General features: G+C 62.8%; 16 protein-coding genes. 6 read left to right on the forward strand and 10 right to left on the reverse strand.

What is annotated here, in order from left to right; translation table 11 throughout:
* Window positions 1-437: 437 nt before the first annotated feature.
* The gene (locus AC07W0_RS21170; protein ID WP_102618200.1) at window positions 438-2,711 is read left to right on the forward strand and encodes a CHASE2 domain-containing protein; all 2,274 of its coding nucleotides are present in this window, start codon (window positions 438-440) and stop codon (window positions 2,709-2,711) included.
* Window positions 2,712-2,893: 182 nt separating this feature from the next.
* On the opposite strand, the gene AC07W0_RS21175 is transcribed toward AC07W0_RS21170, so the two are convergent.
* The 4 genes from AC07W0_RS21175 to glyQ form a co-directional block, all read right to left on the reverse strand.
* The gene (locus tag AC07W0_RS21175; RefSeq protein ID WP_017848958.1) at window positions 2,894-3,664 is read right to left on the reverse strand and encodes a lysophospholipid acyltransferase family protein; all 771 of its coding nucleotides are present in this window, start codon (window positions 3,662-3,664) and stop codon (window positions 2,894-2,896) included.
* Between the two features lie 82 nt (window positions 3,665-3,746).
* The gene (gene gmhB, locus AC07W0_RS21180) at window positions 3,747-4,286 is read right to left on the reverse strand and encodes a D-glycero-beta-D-manno-heptose 1,7-bisphosphate 7-phosphatase (RefSeq protein ID WP_169850580.1); all 540 of its coding nucleotides are present in this window, start codon (window positions 4,284-4,286) and stop codon (window positions 3,747-3,749) included.
* Window positions 4,286-6,340 (reverse strand): glycine--tRNA ligase subunit beta, encoded by a 2,055-nt coding sequence (gene glyS / locus AC07W0_RS21185; protein WP_017848960.1) that lies wholly within the window; start codon window positions 6,338-6,340, stop codon window positions 4,286-4,288. Before glyS ends, gmhB begins: the two co-directional genes overlap by 1 nt.
* Window positions 6,337-7,290, reverse strand: coding sequence for a glycine--tRNA ligase subunit alpha (glyQ, locus tag AC07W0_RS21190; RefSeq protein WP_003213601.1), 954 nt, complete (start codon window positions 7,288-7,290; stop codon window positions 6,337-6,339). Before glyQ ends, glyS begins: the two co-directional genes overlap by 4 nt.
* Window positions 7,291-7,371: 81 nt before the next feature.
* On the opposite strand from glyQ, the gene AC07W0_RS21195 reads away from it, so the two are divergent.
* Both AC07W0_RS21195 and AC07W0_RS21200 read left to right on the forward strand, forming a co-directional pair.
* Window positions 7,372-7,929: a DNA-3-methyladenine glycosylase I gene (locus AC07W0_RS21195; protein WP_017848961.1), complete on the forward strand. Its 558-nt coding sequence runs from the start codon at window positions 7,372-7,374 to the stop codon at window positions 7,927-7,929.
* A 40-nt stretch (window positions 7,930-7,969) separates the two neighbouring features.
* A complete protein-coding gene (locus AC07W0_RS21200; RefSeq protein WP_017848962.1) occupies window positions 7,970-8,857 on the forward strand; it encodes a lysophospholipid acyltransferase in 888 nt (295 codons plus the stop codon).
* Between the two features lie 122 nt (window positions 8,858-8,979).
* Here AC07W0_RS21200 and AC07W0_RS21205 read toward each other — a convergent pair whose 3' ends face one another.
* The 5 genes from AC07W0_RS21205 to def form a co-directional block, all read right to left on the reverse strand.
* The gene (locus tag AC07W0_RS21205) at window positions 8,980-9,291 is read right to left on the reverse strand and encodes a hypothetical protein (RefSeq protein ID WP_102618199.1); all 312 of its coding nucleotides are present in this window, start codon (window positions 9,289-9,291) and stop codon (window positions 8,980-8,982) included.
* Window positions 9,292-9,310: 19 nt separating this feature from the next.
* Window positions 9,311-10,684 (reverse strand): Trk system potassium transporter TrkA, encoded by a 1,374-nt coding sequence (gene trkA, locus AC07W0_RS21210; protein WP_017848964.1) that lies wholly within the window; start codon window positions 10,682-10,684, stop codon window positions 9,311-9,313.
* Window positions 10,685-10,706: 22 nt separating this feature from the next.
* Complete coding sequence (gene rsmB, locus AC07W0_RS21215) at window positions 10,707-12,017, reverse strand: 16S rRNA (cytosine(967)-C(5))-methyltransferase RsmB (RefSeq protein ID WP_102618198.1); 1,311 nt, start codon at window positions 12,015-12,017, stop codon at window positions 10,707-10,709.
* On the reverse strand, window positions 12,014-12,967 hold the full coding sequence (gene fmt / locus AC07W0_RS21220; RefSeq protein ID WP_102618197.1) for a methionyl-tRNA formyltransferase: 954 nt from the start codon (window positions 12,965-12,967) through the stop codon (window positions 12,014-12,016). The genes rsmB and fmt overlap by 4 nt, the downstream gene beginning before the upstream one ends.
* Before the next feature lie 69 nt (window positions 12,968-13,036).
* Window positions 13,037-13,543, reverse strand: a complete 507-nt coding sequence (gene def, locus AC07W0_RS21225; protein ID WP_017848967.1) for a peptide deformylase — start codon at window positions 13,541-13,543, stop codon at window positions 13,037-13,039.
* Between the two features lie 135 nt (window positions 13,544-13,678).
* Between def and AC07W0_RS21230 the strand changes: the two genes are divergently transcribed.
* From AC07W0_RS21230 to tsaC, 3 genes are all read left to right on the forward strand, one after another.
* On the forward strand, window positions 13,679-14,455 hold the full coding sequence (locus AC07W0_RS21230) for a hypothetical protein (RefSeq protein WP_057004926.1): 777 nt from the start codon (window positions 13,679-13,681) through the stop codon (window positions 14,453-14,455).
* A 63-nt stretch (window positions 14,456-14,518) separates the two neighbouring features.
* Window positions 14,519-15,613 (forward strand): DNA-processing protein DprA, encoded by a 1,095-nt coding sequence (dprA, locus tag AC07W0_RS21235; RefSeq protein WP_102618196.1) that lies wholly within the window; start codon window positions 14,519-14,521, stop codon window positions 15,611-15,613.
* Between the two features lie 54 nt (window positions 15,614-15,667).
* Entirely contained in the window at window positions 15,668-16,225 is a 558-nt protein-coding gene (gene tsaC / locus AC07W0_RS21240) for an L-threonylcarbamoyladenylate synthase type 1 TsaC (protein ID WP_017848970.1), read from the forward strand.
* Window positions 16,226-16,355: 130 nt separating this feature from the next.
* Here the strand turns inward: tsaC and AC07W0_RS21245 are convergent, their stop codons facing one another.
* A complete protein-coding gene (locus tag AC07W0_RS21245) occupies window positions 16,356-17,333 on the reverse strand; it encodes an NADPH:quinone reductase (RefSeq protein WP_017848971.1) in 978 nt (325 codons plus the stop codon).
* Between the last annotated feature and the right edge of the window lie 44 nt (window positions 17,334-17,377).

The following is a 17,377-nucleotide window of genomic DNA, read 5'->3' on the forward strand; positions in this document are numbered from 1 at the left end:
GGGTGGGTCCTTTCTACTTGGAAATATTTCAGCTGTCGGCCGGTCGAAGAGCGGGCGTCCTTGCTGCGCAGATGCCAGTCATTGAATCTGAAGAATTGTGCTCAGATTCAACGACCCTTTGGATCTCTCGGTACGCTGATATCAAAGGGCCGTTAACGCTTTGAAAAACCATGCGACTCAGGGGGAAAGATACCGACTCCCGCGCGTAAGGAAAAGGATCAGTGCCGCTGGCATTGCATAGCCGTGCGGGTAGCTGATACTGCGCCCCGATGTACGGTATGTTTCAACGAACGCACTCAGGAAAACCCCCGGGGCGATCAAAATGAGCTTCACTGGGTTCAGCACCACACCGCGCACCACCTGGAGGGAGAAACCGGGTCTATGACATCTTCAACTGTCCATTTTCAGCAGCGGTGCGGGTTCCTGGCGGTCGCCCTGTGATGCTGTGGCGCAAGGCCGAAAAACGCCAGCCCACCCAGGCGCAGTTGTTGTTCCATGGTCTGTTTCGGGAGTGGCTGTGGATTGGCCTGGTGTTGCTGCCCTTTACTGCATATTTGTCCTTAAGTGCGGGCCTGGCCTTCAATAACCCGCTGTATGACGACCTGCGCCGCCTGACCCCTCTGCCGGTCGATCCACGCATTTTGCTGGTGACCATCGATGACCAGAGCCTGAAAAAGCTCGGCCAATGGCCATGGCCGCGCAGCCTGCATGCCGACGTCATCAACCGTCTGAGCGCTGCCCAACCCACGGGTATCTTGTTCGATGTGATCTTCAGTGAGCCGCGCAACGCCACGGATGACCAGCGCCTGGCCAATGCCGTGTGCAACGCCGGGAATGTTTTGCTTCCCCTGGAACGCGATGGCGGCGCGAGCCAGCCGGGCGAACAACTGTTGCCGCTGCTCAATTGCGCCAAGGGGCTGGGCCATATCAACGTCGAAGCAGACAGCGACGGTGCCGTCCGCAGCCTGTATCTGCGTGAAGGCCCGCCTGGGAACACCCTGCCGCAGTTGGCATGGCTGGCGTATACGTTGAGTGGGCAAACCGCGCAAATGCCGGGACGCAGCGAACAACCCAACAGTCAGCGCTGGCATCGGGAATATAGAGTTCGCGTCCCGTCCACGTCTGAGCCGCATGGGTTTCCCAGTGTGTCCTACGCCAGCGTATTGCACGGCGAAGTGCCGGCCGAATTGCTGCGCGACCGCCTGATCCTGGTGGGCGCCAGCGCCTATGGGCTGGGGGACCGTTTTGTGACGCCGCTCTCCTCCACTCCGGATACCACCGCCGGTGTGGAAATCCAGGCCAATGTGCTCAACGGCTTGCTGCAGGAGCGCAGCATCGTCGACCTCCCCGGCTGGCTCGCGGCACTGATCGCCACGGCCTGGGTGGCGTTGTTGCTCGGCCTTTTGCTGTACCGCCCACGCTACGCGCTGTGGATGACCTTGGGTTGCATGGCCGGCGCGTTGCTCGGCGCGTGGGCGCTGTTACGCCTTGGCCATTGGTGGTCGCCCGCGGCTTGCCTGATCGGTATGTTGCTCAGCTACCTGATCTGGAACTGGCGCCGCCTGAGCGTGATCCTTGCCTACTTTGGCTGGGAACTGGCGCGCCTGGACAACGAACCCAAGGTGCTGCCCGAACGCCGCCGAGCGCCCGCGAACAAAGGCGATGTGTTGCAAGGGCGCATCTTTGCCCTGGAGCAGGCCGTCAGCCGCACCCGTGACACCCGACGCTTCATGGCCGATGGCCTCGAGTGCCTGCCGGTGGCGACCCTGATCACCGACCCGCGGGGCAACATCCTGTTGGCCAACCGCATTGCCCGTGAAGTATTCGGTAATGACCTGGTCAACCAAAACCTGCTCGAACAGCTCGCCGACCTGGGTTATCCACCCCTGCATAACGGCGTGCGCCCCGCCCTGTCCGCCCTGGAAATCGTCGAGTTCCGGGACATCCACCAACGCAGCCTGCGCATGGAAATCGCACCCTTGCTGCCCGCCGAAGGCGACGTCGCCCTCGGCTGGCTGCTCAGCCTGACCGACTTGAGCAAGGAGCGCGAAGCCCAGCAACACCGCGAAACCATGCTGCGCTTCCTGTCCCACGACCTGCGCGCGCCGCACTCGGCGATCCTCGCATTGCTGGATGTGCATAACGCGGAGTCGCCGGTGTTTGCCCAGATCGAGCAGCAGGTTCGACGCGCCTTGAGCCTCACCGAATCGTTCGTACAACTGGCGAAAGCCGAGGCTGACGGCTACCACTTCCAGCCAAGCCTGTTTGCCATGCTGGTGATGGATGCGTTCGATCAGGTGGCGGTGATTGCGCAGCTCAAGGGCATCCAGTTGATCCACGACCTGGATGAAGCGGATGAAGGCATGGTGTCGGCCGATCAATCCCTGCTCACCCGCGCGTTGTTCAACGTGCTGGAGAACGCGATCAAATACTCGCCGGCCGGCACCACCGTGAGGTTGAGCCACGGCAGCGCGCAAGGTTGGCTGGAGTGTCGCATCAGCGACCAGGGCCCGGGCATTGCGGCAAAGGACTTGCCGGAACTGTTCAGCCAGTACCGCCGCTTCGATTCCGCCCAGGGCAGCGAAGGCCTTGGGTTGGGCCTGACCATGGTCAAGGCCGTTGTGGAGCGGCACGGTGGCCGTATCTGTTGCGAAAGCGTGGTGGGCAAGGGCACCACATTCACCCTGCAGCTGCCCCAGTTGGAAGACTGACAACACGTGCTTTTGCGCTGTGTATAAAAAACCGGTCTCAAGGACCGGTTTTTTTATCCCAAAAAAACTTATGCACGTTTTTAGTATTTTTATGAGATCAGGAAATAACTAATAAAATCATCTTGTTATGAAGAGAAAATGCCATTTTGCCAACAAACCGTACACAGGTTATCCACAGATGATCAGGCCACCGGTGTGTCCACCGCCACCGGCTCCGGCGGCAGCGAACCCATGGCGCGTTGCTGGGCTTCATTCCAGGCGGCGGCGCGGTCATTCAGTGCGGCAATTGCACGCGGCCCTTCACCTTCGGCGTACATCGGTTCCCCGATCACCACGGTGATGGTGCCTGCACGTTTTGCCCAACCGGTTTTTGGCCAGTACTTGCCGGCATTATGTGCAATCGGCAACACAGGCAGGTGGGCGTTGACGGCCAATGCCGTGCCGCCACGTGAGAACTTGCCGACGGTGCCGTAGGGCACACGCGTACCTTCCGGAAAGATCAGCACCCAGACGCCGTCCTTGAGCAGTTCGTCGCCCTTTTTGGCCACGTGTTTGAGCGCCGCCTTGGGGTTGTCGCGGTCGATGGCGATCGGGCGCAGCATCGCCATCGCCCAGCCGAAGAACGGCACATACAGCAGCTCGCGCTTGAGCACTTGGCTCAGGGGCGAGAAGTACGCCGAGAGGAAGAACGTCTCCCACGTGCTCTGGTGGTTCGACAGAATCACGCAGGGCTGATCCGGGACGTTTTCCGCGCCCTTGACCTCGAAGCGGATGTTCAGGAACACCTTGGTCAGCCACAGCGCGCAGCGGCACCAATAGACGTTGATGAAGCGATAGCGCGCCTTGAACGGCAGAAAAGGCGCGATAAAAAAGCTCAGGGTGCACCAGAGAAACGAACTGGTGCCCAACAGCAGGTAAAAGAAGAAGGTTCTGATGGCCTGCAAAATCGACATGGCGGCATTTACCGTTGCGGGACACAGCCCGCCTGTTGAAGGCGCACTCCCGAACAGTCCTTGGTCAGGCAGTCGAGGGCGGCTAGTTGTTGATAAGTTCTGCGGCAACCGCCGCCAGATCGTCAAAAATCAAGGTGCCTACCGGCAGGTTTTTCGCCTGGGTCTTTTCGCCTTTCCCGGTCTTTACCAAAACTGGCTGAGAGTCGACGGCTTTGGCCGCCTCCAGGTCACCGAGGCTATCCCCGACGAACCATAGCCCAGCCAGGGGCACGTTGTAATGTTCTGAAATGGTTTTCAACATGCCAGGCTTGGGTTTGCGGCAATCGCAGCCCTCATCCGGCCCGTGGGGGCAGTACACCACCAGCCCCACCTCACCGCCCTGCTCCGCCACCAACGTGCGCAAGCGCGCGTGCATGGCGTCCAGGGTAGCGATGTCGTAGTAGCCGCGGGCGATGCCGGACTGGTTGGTGGCGACGGCCACCGTCCAACCGGCCTTGCTCAACTGCGCGATGGCCTCGATCGCGCCGGGCAGTGGGATCCATTCCTCCACCGACTTGATGTAAGCGTCGGAGTCGTAATTGATCACCCCGTCCCGATCGAGAATCAGCAGTTTCAACATGATCAGCCCAATACGGAAATGTCAGCGATGTTGATGAACAGACCGCGCAAACGCGCCAGCATGGCGTAGCGGTTTTTCCGCACGCCGGCATCTTCGGCATTGATCATCACCGCTTCGAAGAACGCATCCACCGGCTCGCGCAAGGTGGCCAGGCGCGCCAGTGCTTCGGCGTAGTTGCGTTCGGCGATCAACGGTTTCACCGCATTTTCCGCCTTGGCGATGGCCGAGTTCAGCGAGAACTCCTTGGCATCGGCGAACAGGCCTGGGTCGACATCGGCATTACCGAGGTTGTCGGCCTTGCTCAACAGGTTCGACACGCGCTTGTTCACGGCAGCCAGGGCGTCGGCTTCCGGCAGTTTGCGGAAGGCCTGCACGGCTTGCACGCGTTGGTCGAAGTCCAGCGCCGAACCCGGTTGCAGGGCACGTACCGACAGGTACACCGAAACGTCCACGCCTTCGTCTTCGTAACGCGCACGCAGGCGGTCGAACACGAACTCCAGCACTTGCTCGGCCAGGCCGGTTTGCTTGACCTTGCCGCCGAACTGGCCGACTGCGAACACCACGGCCTGGGTCAGGTCGAGGTCGAGCTTCTTGTCGATCAGGATCCGCAGCACGCCCAGGGCCGCACGGCGCAGGGCATACGGGTCTTTACTGCCGGTGGGCAGCATGCCGATGCCGAAGATCCCGACGAGGGTATCCAGCTTGTCGGCAATGGCCACGGCCGCACCGGTCAGGGTGGTCGGCAACTCGGCGCCAGCACCGCGCGGCATGTACTGCTCGTTCAGGGCCAGGGCGACATCGTCCGGCTCGCCGTCGTTGAGGGCGTAGTAGTAACCGGCAACGCCTTGCATTTCCGGGAACTCGCCGACCATCTCGGTGGCCAGGTCGCACTTGGACAGCAGGCCGGCGCGCGCAGCCCAGGCAGCGTCACCGCCAATGCGCGGGGCAATGTAGGCGGCCAGTTTGGAAACGCGCACAGCCTTGTCGTAGACGCTGCCAAGTTTTTCCTGGAACACCACGTTTTGCAGGCGCAGGTTGAAGTCTTCGAGCTTCTGCTTCTTGTCTTGCTTGAAGAAGAACTCGGCGTCGGTCAGGCGCGGGCGCACGACTTTTTCGTTACCGGCGATGATCTGCTGCGGGTCCTTGCTTTCGATGTTGGCCACGGTGATGAAGCGCGGCAGCAACTTACCGTCCACGTCCAGCAGGCAGAAGTACTTCTGGTTGTCCTGCATCGTGGTGATCAGCGCTTCTTGCGGCACATCGAGGAAGCGTTCTTCGAACGAGCACACCAGCGGCACCGGCCATTCAACCAGGGCGGTCACTTCGTCCAGCAGGCTTGGCGGCACGATGGCGGTGCCTTCCTGCAGGCGGGCCAACTCTTCGGTGCGCTTGCTGATCAGCTCGCGACGCTCGTTGGCGTCGGCCAGCACATAGGCGGCGCGCAGGTCGTTGAGGTAGTTGGCCGGCGCGGTGATACGCACGCTTTGCGGGTGGTGGAAGCGGTGACCACGGGAATCGCGGCCGGCTTTCTGGGCAAGGATGGTGCAATCGATGACCTGGTCACCGAGCAGCATCACCAGCCACTGGGTCGGACGCACGAACTCTTCCTTGCGCGCGCCCCAGCGCATGCGCTTGGGGATCGGCAGGTCGTTCAGGGAGTCTTCGACGATGGTCGGCAACAGGCTGGCGGTCGGCTTGCCTTTGATGACCTGGCTGAAACGCAGTTTCGGGCCGCTCTGGTCGATCTCGCTCAGCTCGACGCCACACTTCTTGGCAAAGCCCAGCGCTGCTTGGGTCGGGTTGCCTTCGGCGTCGAAGGCGGCCTGGCGTGGCGGGCCGTCGAGGTTGATGCTGCGGTCCGGCTGCTGGGTTTCCAGCGCGGTCAGCAACACCGCCAGGCGACGCGGCGCGGCGTAGACTTTTTTCGCCTCGAACTTCAGGCCGGCGCTTTGCAGGCCTTTTTCGATACCGGCCAGGAACGCATCGGCCAGGGTGTTCAGTGCCTTGGGTGGCAGCTCTTCGGTGCCCAGTTCAACCAGAAAATCTTGAGCACTCATTGTGCAGCCTCCAGCTTAGCCAACACTTCATCACGCAGGTCCGGGGTTGCCATCGGGAAGCCCAGCTTGGCGCGAGCCAGCAGGTAGGCTTGGGCGACGGAACGCGCCAGGGTGCGAACACGCAGAATATATTGCTGGCGCGCGGTCACCGAGATGGCGCGGCGGGCGTCCAGCAGGTTGAAGGTATGGGACGCCTTCAACACCATTTCATAGCTCGGCAACGGCAGCGGCTGGTCCAGTTCGATCAGGCGCTTGGCTTCGCTTTCATAGAAGTCGAACAGTTCGAACAGCTTCTCGACGTTGGCGTGTTCGAAGTTATAGGTCGACTGTTCCACTTCGTTCTGGTGGAACACATCGCCGTAGGTCACTTTGCCGAACGGGCCGTCTGCCCACACCAGGTCGTAGACCGAATCCACGCCTTGCAGGTACATGGCCAGGCGCTCGAGACCGTAGGTGATCTCGCCGGTCACCGGGTAGCACTCGATGCCGCCCGCTTGTTGGAAGTAGGTGAACTGCGTGACTTCCATGCCGTTCAGCCAGACTTCCCAGCCCAGGCCCCAGGCGCCCAGGGTCGGCGATTCCCAGTTGTCTTCGACGAAACGGATGTCGTGGACCAACGGGTCGAGGCCGACATGTTTCAGCGAGCCGAGGTACAGCTCCTGGAAGTTGTCCGGGTTCGGCTTCAAGACCACCTGGAACTGGTAGTAATGCTGCAGACGGTTCGGGTTTTCGCCGTAGCGGCCGTCAGTCGGGCGCCGACTGGGCTGCACATAAGCGGCGTTCCAGGTTTCCGGGCCGATGGCCCGCAGGAATGTAGCGGTGTGGAAAGTGCCGGCGCCTACTTCCATATCGTAGGGCTGAAGTACCACACAACCTTGCTCGGCCCAGTACTGCTGGAGGGCGAGGATCAAGTCTTGGAAGGTACGCACGGCTGGCGTAGGCTGGCTCACGAAATTCACCTGTTACTTGGGCTGCGATTTAAAGAGCGGGAGTATACCCGATTCGGCCGCGCCACCATCCCCTGGAGCCTTATGCCACGCTGCTTTTGGTGTTCTGAAGATCCGCTGTACATGGCTTATCACGATCAGGAGTGGGGAACGCCGCTGCGCGATGCGCAGGGTTTGTTCGAGTTACTTTTGCTCGAAGGGTTCCAGGCGGGCCTGTCCTGGATCACCGTTTTACGCAAACGCGAGCATTATCGAAAGGTCTTGTTCGGTTTTGATGCACAGCGCCTGGCGCGGCTGAGCGATGCCGAGATCGAAGCGTTGATGCTCGACCCAGGCATCGTGCGCAATCGTCTGAAGCTCAACGCCACCCGCCGCAACGCCGCGGCCTGGTTGGCGCTGGAGGACCCGGTGGGGCTGCTGTGGTCGTTTGTCGGCGGCGTGCCCAAGGTCAATCACTTCAAGGACCGCAGCGAAGTCCCGGCGATTACCGCCGAAGCCGAGGCCATGAGCCGCGCGCTGAAAAAAGCCGGCTTCACCTTCGTCGGGCCGACCATTTGCTACGCGTTCATGCAGGCCTCGGGCATGGTCATGGACCACACCCAGGACTGCGACCGTTACGCGGACTTGGCCAACGCCGGTTAGAATGCGTGCTTTGCGCACCACACACGATCAGGAGTGACCTGTGGAAAAGTTTAAAGGCGCCTTGCTGGTAGGCGCTCTCCGGTTGTTTGCCCTGCTGCCCTGGCGCGCCGTGCAAGCCGTAGGTTCGGCGATTGGCTGGATCATGTGGAAAACCCCCAACCGCTCCCGCGACACGGTGCGGATCAACCTCTCAAAATGCTTCCCGGACATGGACCCGGCCGAGCGCGAGCGCCTGGTGGGCCGCAGCCTGATGGACATCGGCAAGTCCCTGACCGAAAGCGCCTGCGCCTGGATCTGGCCGGCTCAGCGCTCCATCGACTTGGTGCGCGAAGTCGAAGGCCTGGAAGTCCTCCACGAAGCCCTGGCCTCGGGCAAAGGCGTGGTCGGTATCACCAGCCACCTGGGCAACTGGGAAGTGTTGAACCACTTCTATTGCAGCCAGTGCAAACCGATCATTTTCTACCGCCCGCCGAAGCTCAAGGCGGTGGATGACCTGCTGCGCAAGCAACGCGTGCAACTGGGCAACCGCGTGGCGGCGTCCACCAAGGAAGGCATCCTCAGTGTCATCAAGGAAGTGCGCAAGGGCGGCCAGGTGGGCATTCCGGCCGACCCGGAGCCGGCCGAATCGGCGGGGATCTTCGTGCCGTTCTTCGCCACCCAGGCGCTGACCAGCAAGTTCGTGCCGAACATGCTCGCGGGCCACAAGGCGGTCGGCGTATTCCTGCATGCCCTGCGCCTGCCGGACGGTTCAGGCTACAAAGTGATCCTGGAAGCGGCGCCGGAAGACATGTACAGCACCGACACCGCCACCTCCTGCGCGGCGATGAGCAAGGTGGTGGAGCGTTATGTCGGCGCCTACCCGAGCCAGTACATGTGGAGCATGAAGCGCTTCAAGAAACGCCCGCCGGGTGAGGCGCGGTGGTACTGACTCAAAGGCAACACAAACCAATGTGGGAGGGGGCTTGCCCCCGATAGCAGTGTGTCAGCCAATGCATATTTGACTGAACCTCCGCTATCGGGGGCAAGCCCCCTCCCACATTTGAGTTCCGCTCAAGCCTGGCGGTCGAGTTTTTTCAGGAACACCATCATTTCTTTCTCGGCCTGCTTGTCGCCATGGGCCTGGGCCGCTTCAATGCCCTTCCCCCAGGCCAGTCGCGCGGCAGCCTGATCGCCCAGCCCGACGTGCGCCTTCCCCAGCAACTTCCACGCCGCCGAATACTTCGGATCAAACTCGACACACTTGTGCAGATGCTCGGCGGCCTTGGCGTTGTCCTTCAGGTCCAGATAACCCTTGCCCAGCCCAAAGCGCAGCAGGGCGTTATCCACACCCTTGGCCAGCATTTTCTCCAGGGATTCGAGCATGTCGGTGTACTCCGTTTGATCAGAAAAAGCTCAACCCCACGTGGAACAGCTTCTCCACATCGCGGATATGTTTTTTATCCACCAGGAACAGGATCACATGGTCACCGGTGGCAATTACCGTGTCGTCGTGGGCAATGATCACTTCTTCATCGCGAATGATCGCACCGATGGTGGTGCCCGGCGGCAAGCCGATGTCGCGGATGGCCTTGCCGATCACCTTGCTCGACTTCGAGTCGCCATGGGCGATCGCCTCGATGGCTTCCGCCGCGCCGCGGCGCAGGGAGTGGACGCTGACGATATCGCCACGGCGCACGTGGGTAAGCAAGGTGCCGATAGTCGCCAACTGCGGGCTGATGGCGATGTCGATATCGCCGCCCTGGATCAGGTCGACATACGCCGGGTTATTGATGATGGTCATCACCTTCTTCGCCCCCAGCCGCTTGGCCAGCAGCGATGACATGATGTTGGCTTCGTCATCGTTGGTCAGGGCCAGGAAGATATCGGCGTCGGCGATGTTTTCTTCCATCAACAGGTCGCGGTCCGAGGCGCTGCCTTGCAGGACTACAGTGCTGTCGAGGGTGTCGGACAAATGCCGGCAGCGCGCCGGGCTCATCTCGATGATCTTCACTTGGTAGCGGCTTTCGATGGCCTCGGCCAAGCGTTCGCCGATCTGCCCGCCACCGGCGATGACGATGCGTTTATACGTCTCATCGAGACGGCGCATTTCGCTCATCACGGCACGAATATTGGCTTTGGCGGCGATGAAGAAGACTTCGTCGTCAGCCTCGATCACCGTGTCGCCCTGGGGCAGGATCGGCCGGTCACGCCGGAAAATCGCCGCGACGCGGGTTTCCACATTCGGCATGTGTTCGCGCAGTTGGCGCAGTTGCTGGCCGACCAACGGCCCGCCGTAATAGGCCTTCACTGCGACCAGTTGCGCTTTGCCGTCGGCGAAGTCGATCACCTGCAACGCGCCGGGAATCTCGATCAGGCGCTTGATGTAGTGGGTGACCACCTGCTCCGGGCTGATCAGCACGTCCACCGGGATCGCGTCGTTGTCGAACAGGCCGGCGCGGGTCAGGTACGCGGCTTCACGCACCCGGGCGATCTTGGTCGGGGTGTGGAATAGCGTGTGGGCGACCTGGCACGCGACCATATTGGTCTCGTCGCTGTTGGTCACGGCCACCAGCATATCGGCATCGTCGGCACCCGCCTGACGCAGCACCGTAGGAAACGACGCACGACCCTGCACGGTACGAATGTCCAGGCGGTCGCCCAGGTTGCGCAGGCGCTCGGCATCGGTGTCGACCACGGTGATGTCGTTGGCTTCGCTGGCCAAATGCTCGGCCAGCGTGCCACCGACCTGCCCTGCCCCGAGGATGATGATTTTCATCCGGTTACTCCCTTTGAACCGTTCAGCCGCGTGCGGCGGCGATCTTGATCAGTTTGGCGTAGTAGAAGCCATCGTGTCCGCCTTCCTGTGCCAGCAATTGGCGCCCGTGGGGCTGCTTGATGCCGGCTGCCGTGGCGAGGTCCAGCTCGCGCGCGCCGCTGGTACGGGCGAGGAAGGCTTCGATGACCTCGGTGTTCTCGGTGGGCAAGGTGGAACAAGTGGCGTAGAGCAGGATGCCGCCGACTTCCAGGGTCGGCCACAACGTGTCGAGCAGTTCGCCTTGCAGCACGGCCAGGGCGGCGATGTCGTCGGGTTGGCGGGTCAGCTTGATGTCCGGGTGGCGACGGATCACGCCGGTGGCGGAGCACGGCGCGTCGAGCAGGATGCGCTGGAACGGCTTGCCGTCCCACCAGGTGGCGGTGTCGCGGCCATCGGCGGCGATCAGCTCGGCGCTCAGGCCCAGGCGTGCGAGGTTTTCCCGCACGCGCACCAGGCGCTTGGCTTCCAGGTCGACGGCGACGACGCCGGCGAGGTCTTTTTCGACCTCCAGGATGTGACACGTCTTACCGCCGGGGGCGCAGCAGGCGTCCAGCACGCGCTGGCCTGGGGCCAGGTCGAGCAGGTCGGCCGCCAGTTGCGCGGCTTCATCCTGCACGCTGATCCAGCCCTCGGCGAAGCCCGGCAGGCTGCGCACGTCGGTGGCGGCTTCGAGCACGATGCCATCGGTGCTGTACACGCACGGCGCGGCCGCGATGCCCGCATCGGTCAGCAATTGCAGATAAGCATCGCGGCGGTGATGGCGACGGTTGACCCGCAGGATCATCGGCGGGTGTGCATTGTTGGCCGCGCAGATGGCTTCCCATTGCTCGGGCCAGAAGGCTTTCAGAGATTTTTGCAGCCAGCGCGGGTGAGCGGTACGCACCACCGGGTCATGTTCCAGCTCGGCCAGCAGCGCTTCGCTTTCGCGCTGGGCGCGGCGCAGCACGGCGTTGAGCAGGGCTTTGGCCCAGGGTTTTTTCAGCTTTTCGGCGCAGCCGACGGTTTCACCGATGGCGGCGTGGGCCGGCACGCGGGTGTAGAGCAATTGATAGAGGCCTACCAGCAGCAGCGCTTCCACATCGGCATCGGCCGCCTTGAACGGCTTTTGCAGCAGCTTGGCTGCCAGCGCCGACAGCCGTGGCTGCCAGCGCGCGGTGCCGAAGGCGAGGTCCTGGGTGAAGCCGCGATCACGGTCTTCGACCTTATCCAGCTGGGTCGGCAGCGAACTGTTCAGCGAAGCCTTGCCGTTGAGCACGGCGGCCAGGGCCTTGGCGGCGGCCAGACGCGGGTTCATTGGGCGGCCACCCCGAGAAGCGTGCCTACGGCAAATTTCTCACGACGGCTGTTGAACAAATCGCTGAAACTCAGCGCCTTGCCACCGGGCAATTGCAGACGCGTCAGACACAGCGCCTGTTCACCGCAGGCGACCAGCAGGCCGTCCTTGCTGGCACCGATGATTTCACCGGGGGCGCCCTTGCCGTCGGCCAGGGTGGCAGCCAAAACCTTCAAGGCTTCGCCGTTGAGGGTGCTGTGGCAGATCGGCCACGGGTTGAACGCGCGCACCAGGCGCTCCAGTTCCACGGCCGGGCGGTTCCAGTCGAGGCGTGCTTCGTCCTTGTTCAGTTTGTGCGCGTAGGTCGCCAGGCTGTCGTCCTGCACCTCGCCTTCGAGGGTGCCGGCAGCGAGCCCGGCAATCGCCTGGATCACGGCCGGCGGGCCCATCTCGGCCAAGCGATCGTGCAGGCTGCCGCCGGTGTCTTCGGCGGTGATCGGGGTGCTGACTTTCAACAGCATCGGGCCGGTATCCAGGCCCGCTTCCATACGCATCACGGTCACGCCGCTTTCGCTGTCGCCCGCTTCCACGGCGCGTTGGATCGGTGCCGCACCGCGCCAGCGTGGCAGCAGCGAGGCGTGGCTGTTGATGCAACCCAGGCGCGGGATGTCCAGGACGACTTGGGGCAGGATCAAGCCGTAGGCCACCACCACCAGCAGGTCCGGTTTCAGCGCTGCCAACTCGGCCTGGGCCTCGGCGTTGCGCAGGGTCGGCGGTTGCAGCACGGGAATGTGGTGCTCCAGCGCCAGTTGCTTGACCGGGCTCGGCATCAGTTTTTGCCCGCGACCGGCCGGGCGATCCGGCTGGGTGTACACCGCGACGATGTCATAAGGGCTGGCGAGCAGGGCCTTGAGGTGTTCGGCGGCAAATTCGGGTGTGCCGGCAAAAACAATGCGCAGTGGCTCGGTCATGGGCGTTCTCGGTTAAAAGCAGTCACAAAAGAAAAAGGCTTGCCGCAGCAAGCCTTTGGAAGAAGGGCATCAAGCTTGCTGGCGGTGCTTTTTTTCCAGCTTCTTCTTGATCCGGTCACGTTTGAGCGTGGACAGGTAATCGACAAACAGCTTGCCGTTGAGGTGGTCGCATTCGTGCTGGATACACACCGCCAGCAGGCCTTCGGCAACCTGCTCGAAGGGCTTGCCGTCGCGGTCCAGGGCCCTGATCTTCACGCGTACCGGGCGCTCGACGTTCTCGTAGAACTCCGGCACCGACAGGCAGCCTTCCTGGTATTCGCCCATTTCGTCGGTCAGCGCTTCGAACTCGGGGTTGATGAACACCCGTGGTTCGCTGCGATCTTCGGACAGGTCCATCACCACGACACGCTGATGCACGTTGACCTGGGTCGCGGCGAGGCCGATGCCCGGGGCTTCATACATTGTTTCAAACATGTCATCGACCAACTGACGAACCTTATCGTCCACTACGGCCACCGGTTTGGCGATCGTGCGCAGGCGCGAGTCGGGGAATTCGAGGATGTTCAAAATAGCCATAAGCGTAATTGCTGCACATGTGAGGTAAAGGCAAATCGGCGTAGGGATGGACCCGCACGGCCGGTGTGGAACGCTCGGAAGCCGCGAAGGCTATGGCGTTTCACGCGAACGTACATAATAAAGGAGATTCACCCCATGAGGAAATCGCTACTCGTCTTGCTGCTCTGGGCGCCGTTCGCCCAGGCCCTGCTTCCATCGCCCGGCCCGCGCCTGGATCAACCGACGCAACAGGCCATCCAGCGATTTTTGTTACACAATCGCATCCTCGATTCGCCCCTCGATCTCGATAACGCGCCCTACGTTGTCGCGGCTGAGGCCGGGCGCGTGCTGGGGGCCAATGGCGAGCGCGTGCATGCCCGCGGCGTCCTGGACCCGGCCCAGCCAAGCTATGGGATTTTCCGCCGAGGCAAGGTCTACACCGACCCCAAAACCCAGGAGTTACTGGGTATCCACGCCGACGACATCGGCACCGCGCACTGGGTGATGGCCGGCGACCTGACCACCCTTGCCGTACAACGGGTCACCCAGGAAGTGCGCCCCGGCGACCGCTTGCTGCGTGCCGAACCGCCGGTTGCGCTGGCCAGCCTGGAAGGCCCGCAGGCCGCGCCGTTTATCGAAGGGCGCATCATCGACGTGCCCAAGGGCGTGACGCAGATCGGCGTGCTGGATGCCGTGACCCTGAATAAAGGCCGCCGCGACGGCCTGGTCGACGGCCAACGGCTGAATGTGATCAAGACCGGCGCCACGGTACGCGACGCTCTCAGCGGCGCTCCGGTGAAGCTGGCCGATGAGTACGGCGGCATGCTGCTGGTGTTTCGCACCTACGAAAAACTCAGTTACGGCCTGGTCCTCAATGCCTCGCGGCCACTGGCGGTGATGGACCGTTTCGAGACGGCCCGTCAAACGCAATAAATAGGCTGCTAAATAAGTTACCAACAGAGTTATCCACAGCTTGTTCCGGTCAAGGATGATCAGATGTATCCGATAAACAGCAGTGAAATTTCCCCGGCAGAACTGGAAGCCCGGCTACGCTTGCACAGGCTGCCGGAACTGGGCCCGAAGCGTTTTCGCCGGTTGATCGACGCGTTCGGCTGCGCCTCGAAGGCGCTCAGCGCGCCGGCCAGCGCTTGGCGTTCGCTCGGCTTGCCCGCCGTCAGCGCCGAGGCCCGGCGTAGCCATGAAGTCCGCGAGGGCGCGAGTGTCGCATTGGCCTGGCTGGCGCGTCCGGCCCAGCATTTGCTGATGTGGGACCAGCCTGAGTACCCCGCACTGCTGGCCCAGATCGATGACGCACCGCCGTTGTTATTCGTCGCCGGCGACCCTGCGATCCTGGAAAAACCCCAGTTGGCCATAGTCGGCAGCCGCCGCGCATCGCGCCCCGGCATGGACACCGCCGCCGCCTTTTCCCGCAGCCTGGCGAGTGCCGGTTTCGTCATCACCAGCGGCCTGGCCCTGGGCATTGACGGCGCGGCGCATCAAGCGGCCCTGGAGGTCGGCGGGCAGACCATCGGCGTACTCGGCACCGGCCTGGAAAAGTTTTATCCACAGCGCCACCGACGCCTCGCGGCCGCGATGATTGCCCAGGGCAGCGCGGTGGTTTCCGAGTTTCCGCTGGACGCCGCGCCCCAGGCCGGCAATTTCCCCCGGCGCAACCGCATCATCAGTGGTCTGTCGCTGGGCGTGCTGGTGGTGGAAGCCGGCATCGCCAGCGGTTCGCTGATCACCGCGCGGCTCGCCGCCGAGCAAGGGCGCGAGGTGTATGCGATTCCCGGCTCGATCCATCATCCTGCGGCCAAGGGTTGTCATCAGCTGATCCGCGACGGCGCGGTGTTGGTGGAAACCATCGAGCACATTCTTGAAGGCTTGCGCGGCTGGCAGGCGCTGTCGCGTCCGGTGCCGCTGCCGGCGACTCATCCACTGGTCGCACTGCTGCATGCGGCGCCCCACACCAGCGAAGCCCTGGCGATTGCCAGCGGGCGGCCGTTGTCCCAGGTGCTGGCGAGCCTCACCGAGTTGGAGCTGGAAGGCCAGGTGATCTGCGAAAGCGGGCGTTGGCTCGCGCGCTGCTAGGTTTTGCAGGGAAGATCGGTAAACTGCGCAGAGCTTTAGTCCGGAGAGTGAGTAATGGTCAACAGGTGGCGTGTGCTGGAAGCCGCACGAGAAATTCGCGCAGGCGCGGTGATTGCCTATCCGACCGAGGCGGTCTGGGGCCTGGGCTGTGACCCGTGGAACGAAGCGGCGGTGGACCGGCTGCTGGCGATCAAGAACCGCTCGGTGGATAAGGGCCTGATCCTGGTCGCGGATACTATCCGCCAGTTCGATTTTCTCTTCGAAGACTTCCCGCAGGATTGGATCGACCGCATGGCCAGTACCTGGCCGGGGCCGAACACCTGGCTGGTGCCTCATCAGGACCTGTTGCCGGAATGGGTCACGGGGGAGCACGACACCGTGGCGCTGCGGGTCAGCGACCATCCGCTGGTGCGTGACTTGTGCTCATTGGTCGGGCCATTGATTTCCACCTCGGCCAACCCCCAGGGCCGCCCGGCCGCCCGCACGCGGATTCGCGTCGAGCAGTACTTCCGTGGCCAGGTCGATCTGGTGTTGGGTGGCGCCCTCGGTGGGCGCAAGAACCCGAGCCTGATTCGCGATCTGGTGACGGGTGAGGTTGTGCGGCCGTCCTGAGACCGTGGCGTGGCTATCGCGGGCAAGCCCGGCTCCCACATTCGATCGGTTCCGTCATGACAACACGGTCAAATGTAGGAGCCGGGCTTGCCCGCGATGGCGCCCCTAGCCACGCCAGAAACCCCAAGCCTTACGGCAACAGAATGGTCGACCCGGTCGTGCGCCGCGCCGACAGCTCGGTCTGCGCCTTGGCCGCTTCCGCCAGCGAGAAGCGCTGGTTGATATCGATGCGTACCTTGCCGCTCTGGATCATCGAGAACAGATCATCGGCCATGGCCTGCAAGTCCTTGGGGTTGCTGGCGTAGGTCGCCAGGGTCGGCCGGGTGACGTACAGCGAGCCCTTGGCCGCCAGAATCCCCAGGTTCACCCCGTCCACCGCGCCCGAGGCGTTACCGAAACTCACCACCAACCCCCGGGGCGCCGCGCAGTCCAGCGAGGTCAGCCAGGTGTCCTTGCCGACGCCGTCGTACACCACCGGGCATTTCTTGCCGTCGGTCAATTCCAGCACGCGCTGTGCGACGTTTTCCTTGCTGTAGTCGATGGTTGCCCAGGCGCCGTGGGATTTGGCCACGGCGGCTTTTTCCGGCGAACTGACCGTGCCGATCAGCTTCACGCCCAGGGCCTTGGCCCACTGGCAGGCCAGGGAGCCCACGCCACCGGCTGCGGCGTGGAACAGGATGGTTTCGCCGCCCTTCAACTCATAGGTCTGGCGCAGCAGGTATTGCACGGTCAGGCCCTTGAGCATCGCGCCGGCGGCTTGTTCGAAGCTGATGTCGTCCGGCAGGTGAACCAGGTTGGCTGCGGGCAACACGTGCAGTTCGCTGTAGGCACCCAATGGCCCACTGCCGTAGGCCACGCGGTCGCCGACCTTGAATTGGCTGACCTCGCTGCCCACGGCGTCGACCACACCGGCACCTTCGGCGCCCAGGCCCGACGGCAAGGCCGGCGGCGCGTATAAGCCACTGCGGAAGTAGGTGTCGATGAAGTTCAGGCCAATGGCCGCGTTGCGCACGCGAACTTGCTGTGGGCCAGGTTCTGCTGGCGTGTAGTCCACGTACTCAAGCACCTCAGGGCCACCATGGACGCTGAACTGGATACGTTTGGCCATCTGCACTTCTCCTGGGTTCGAATTCGGGTAGCCCCCTATCGGAC

It is taken from the genome of Pseudomonas sp. GW704-F2 (assembly GCF_059423025.1).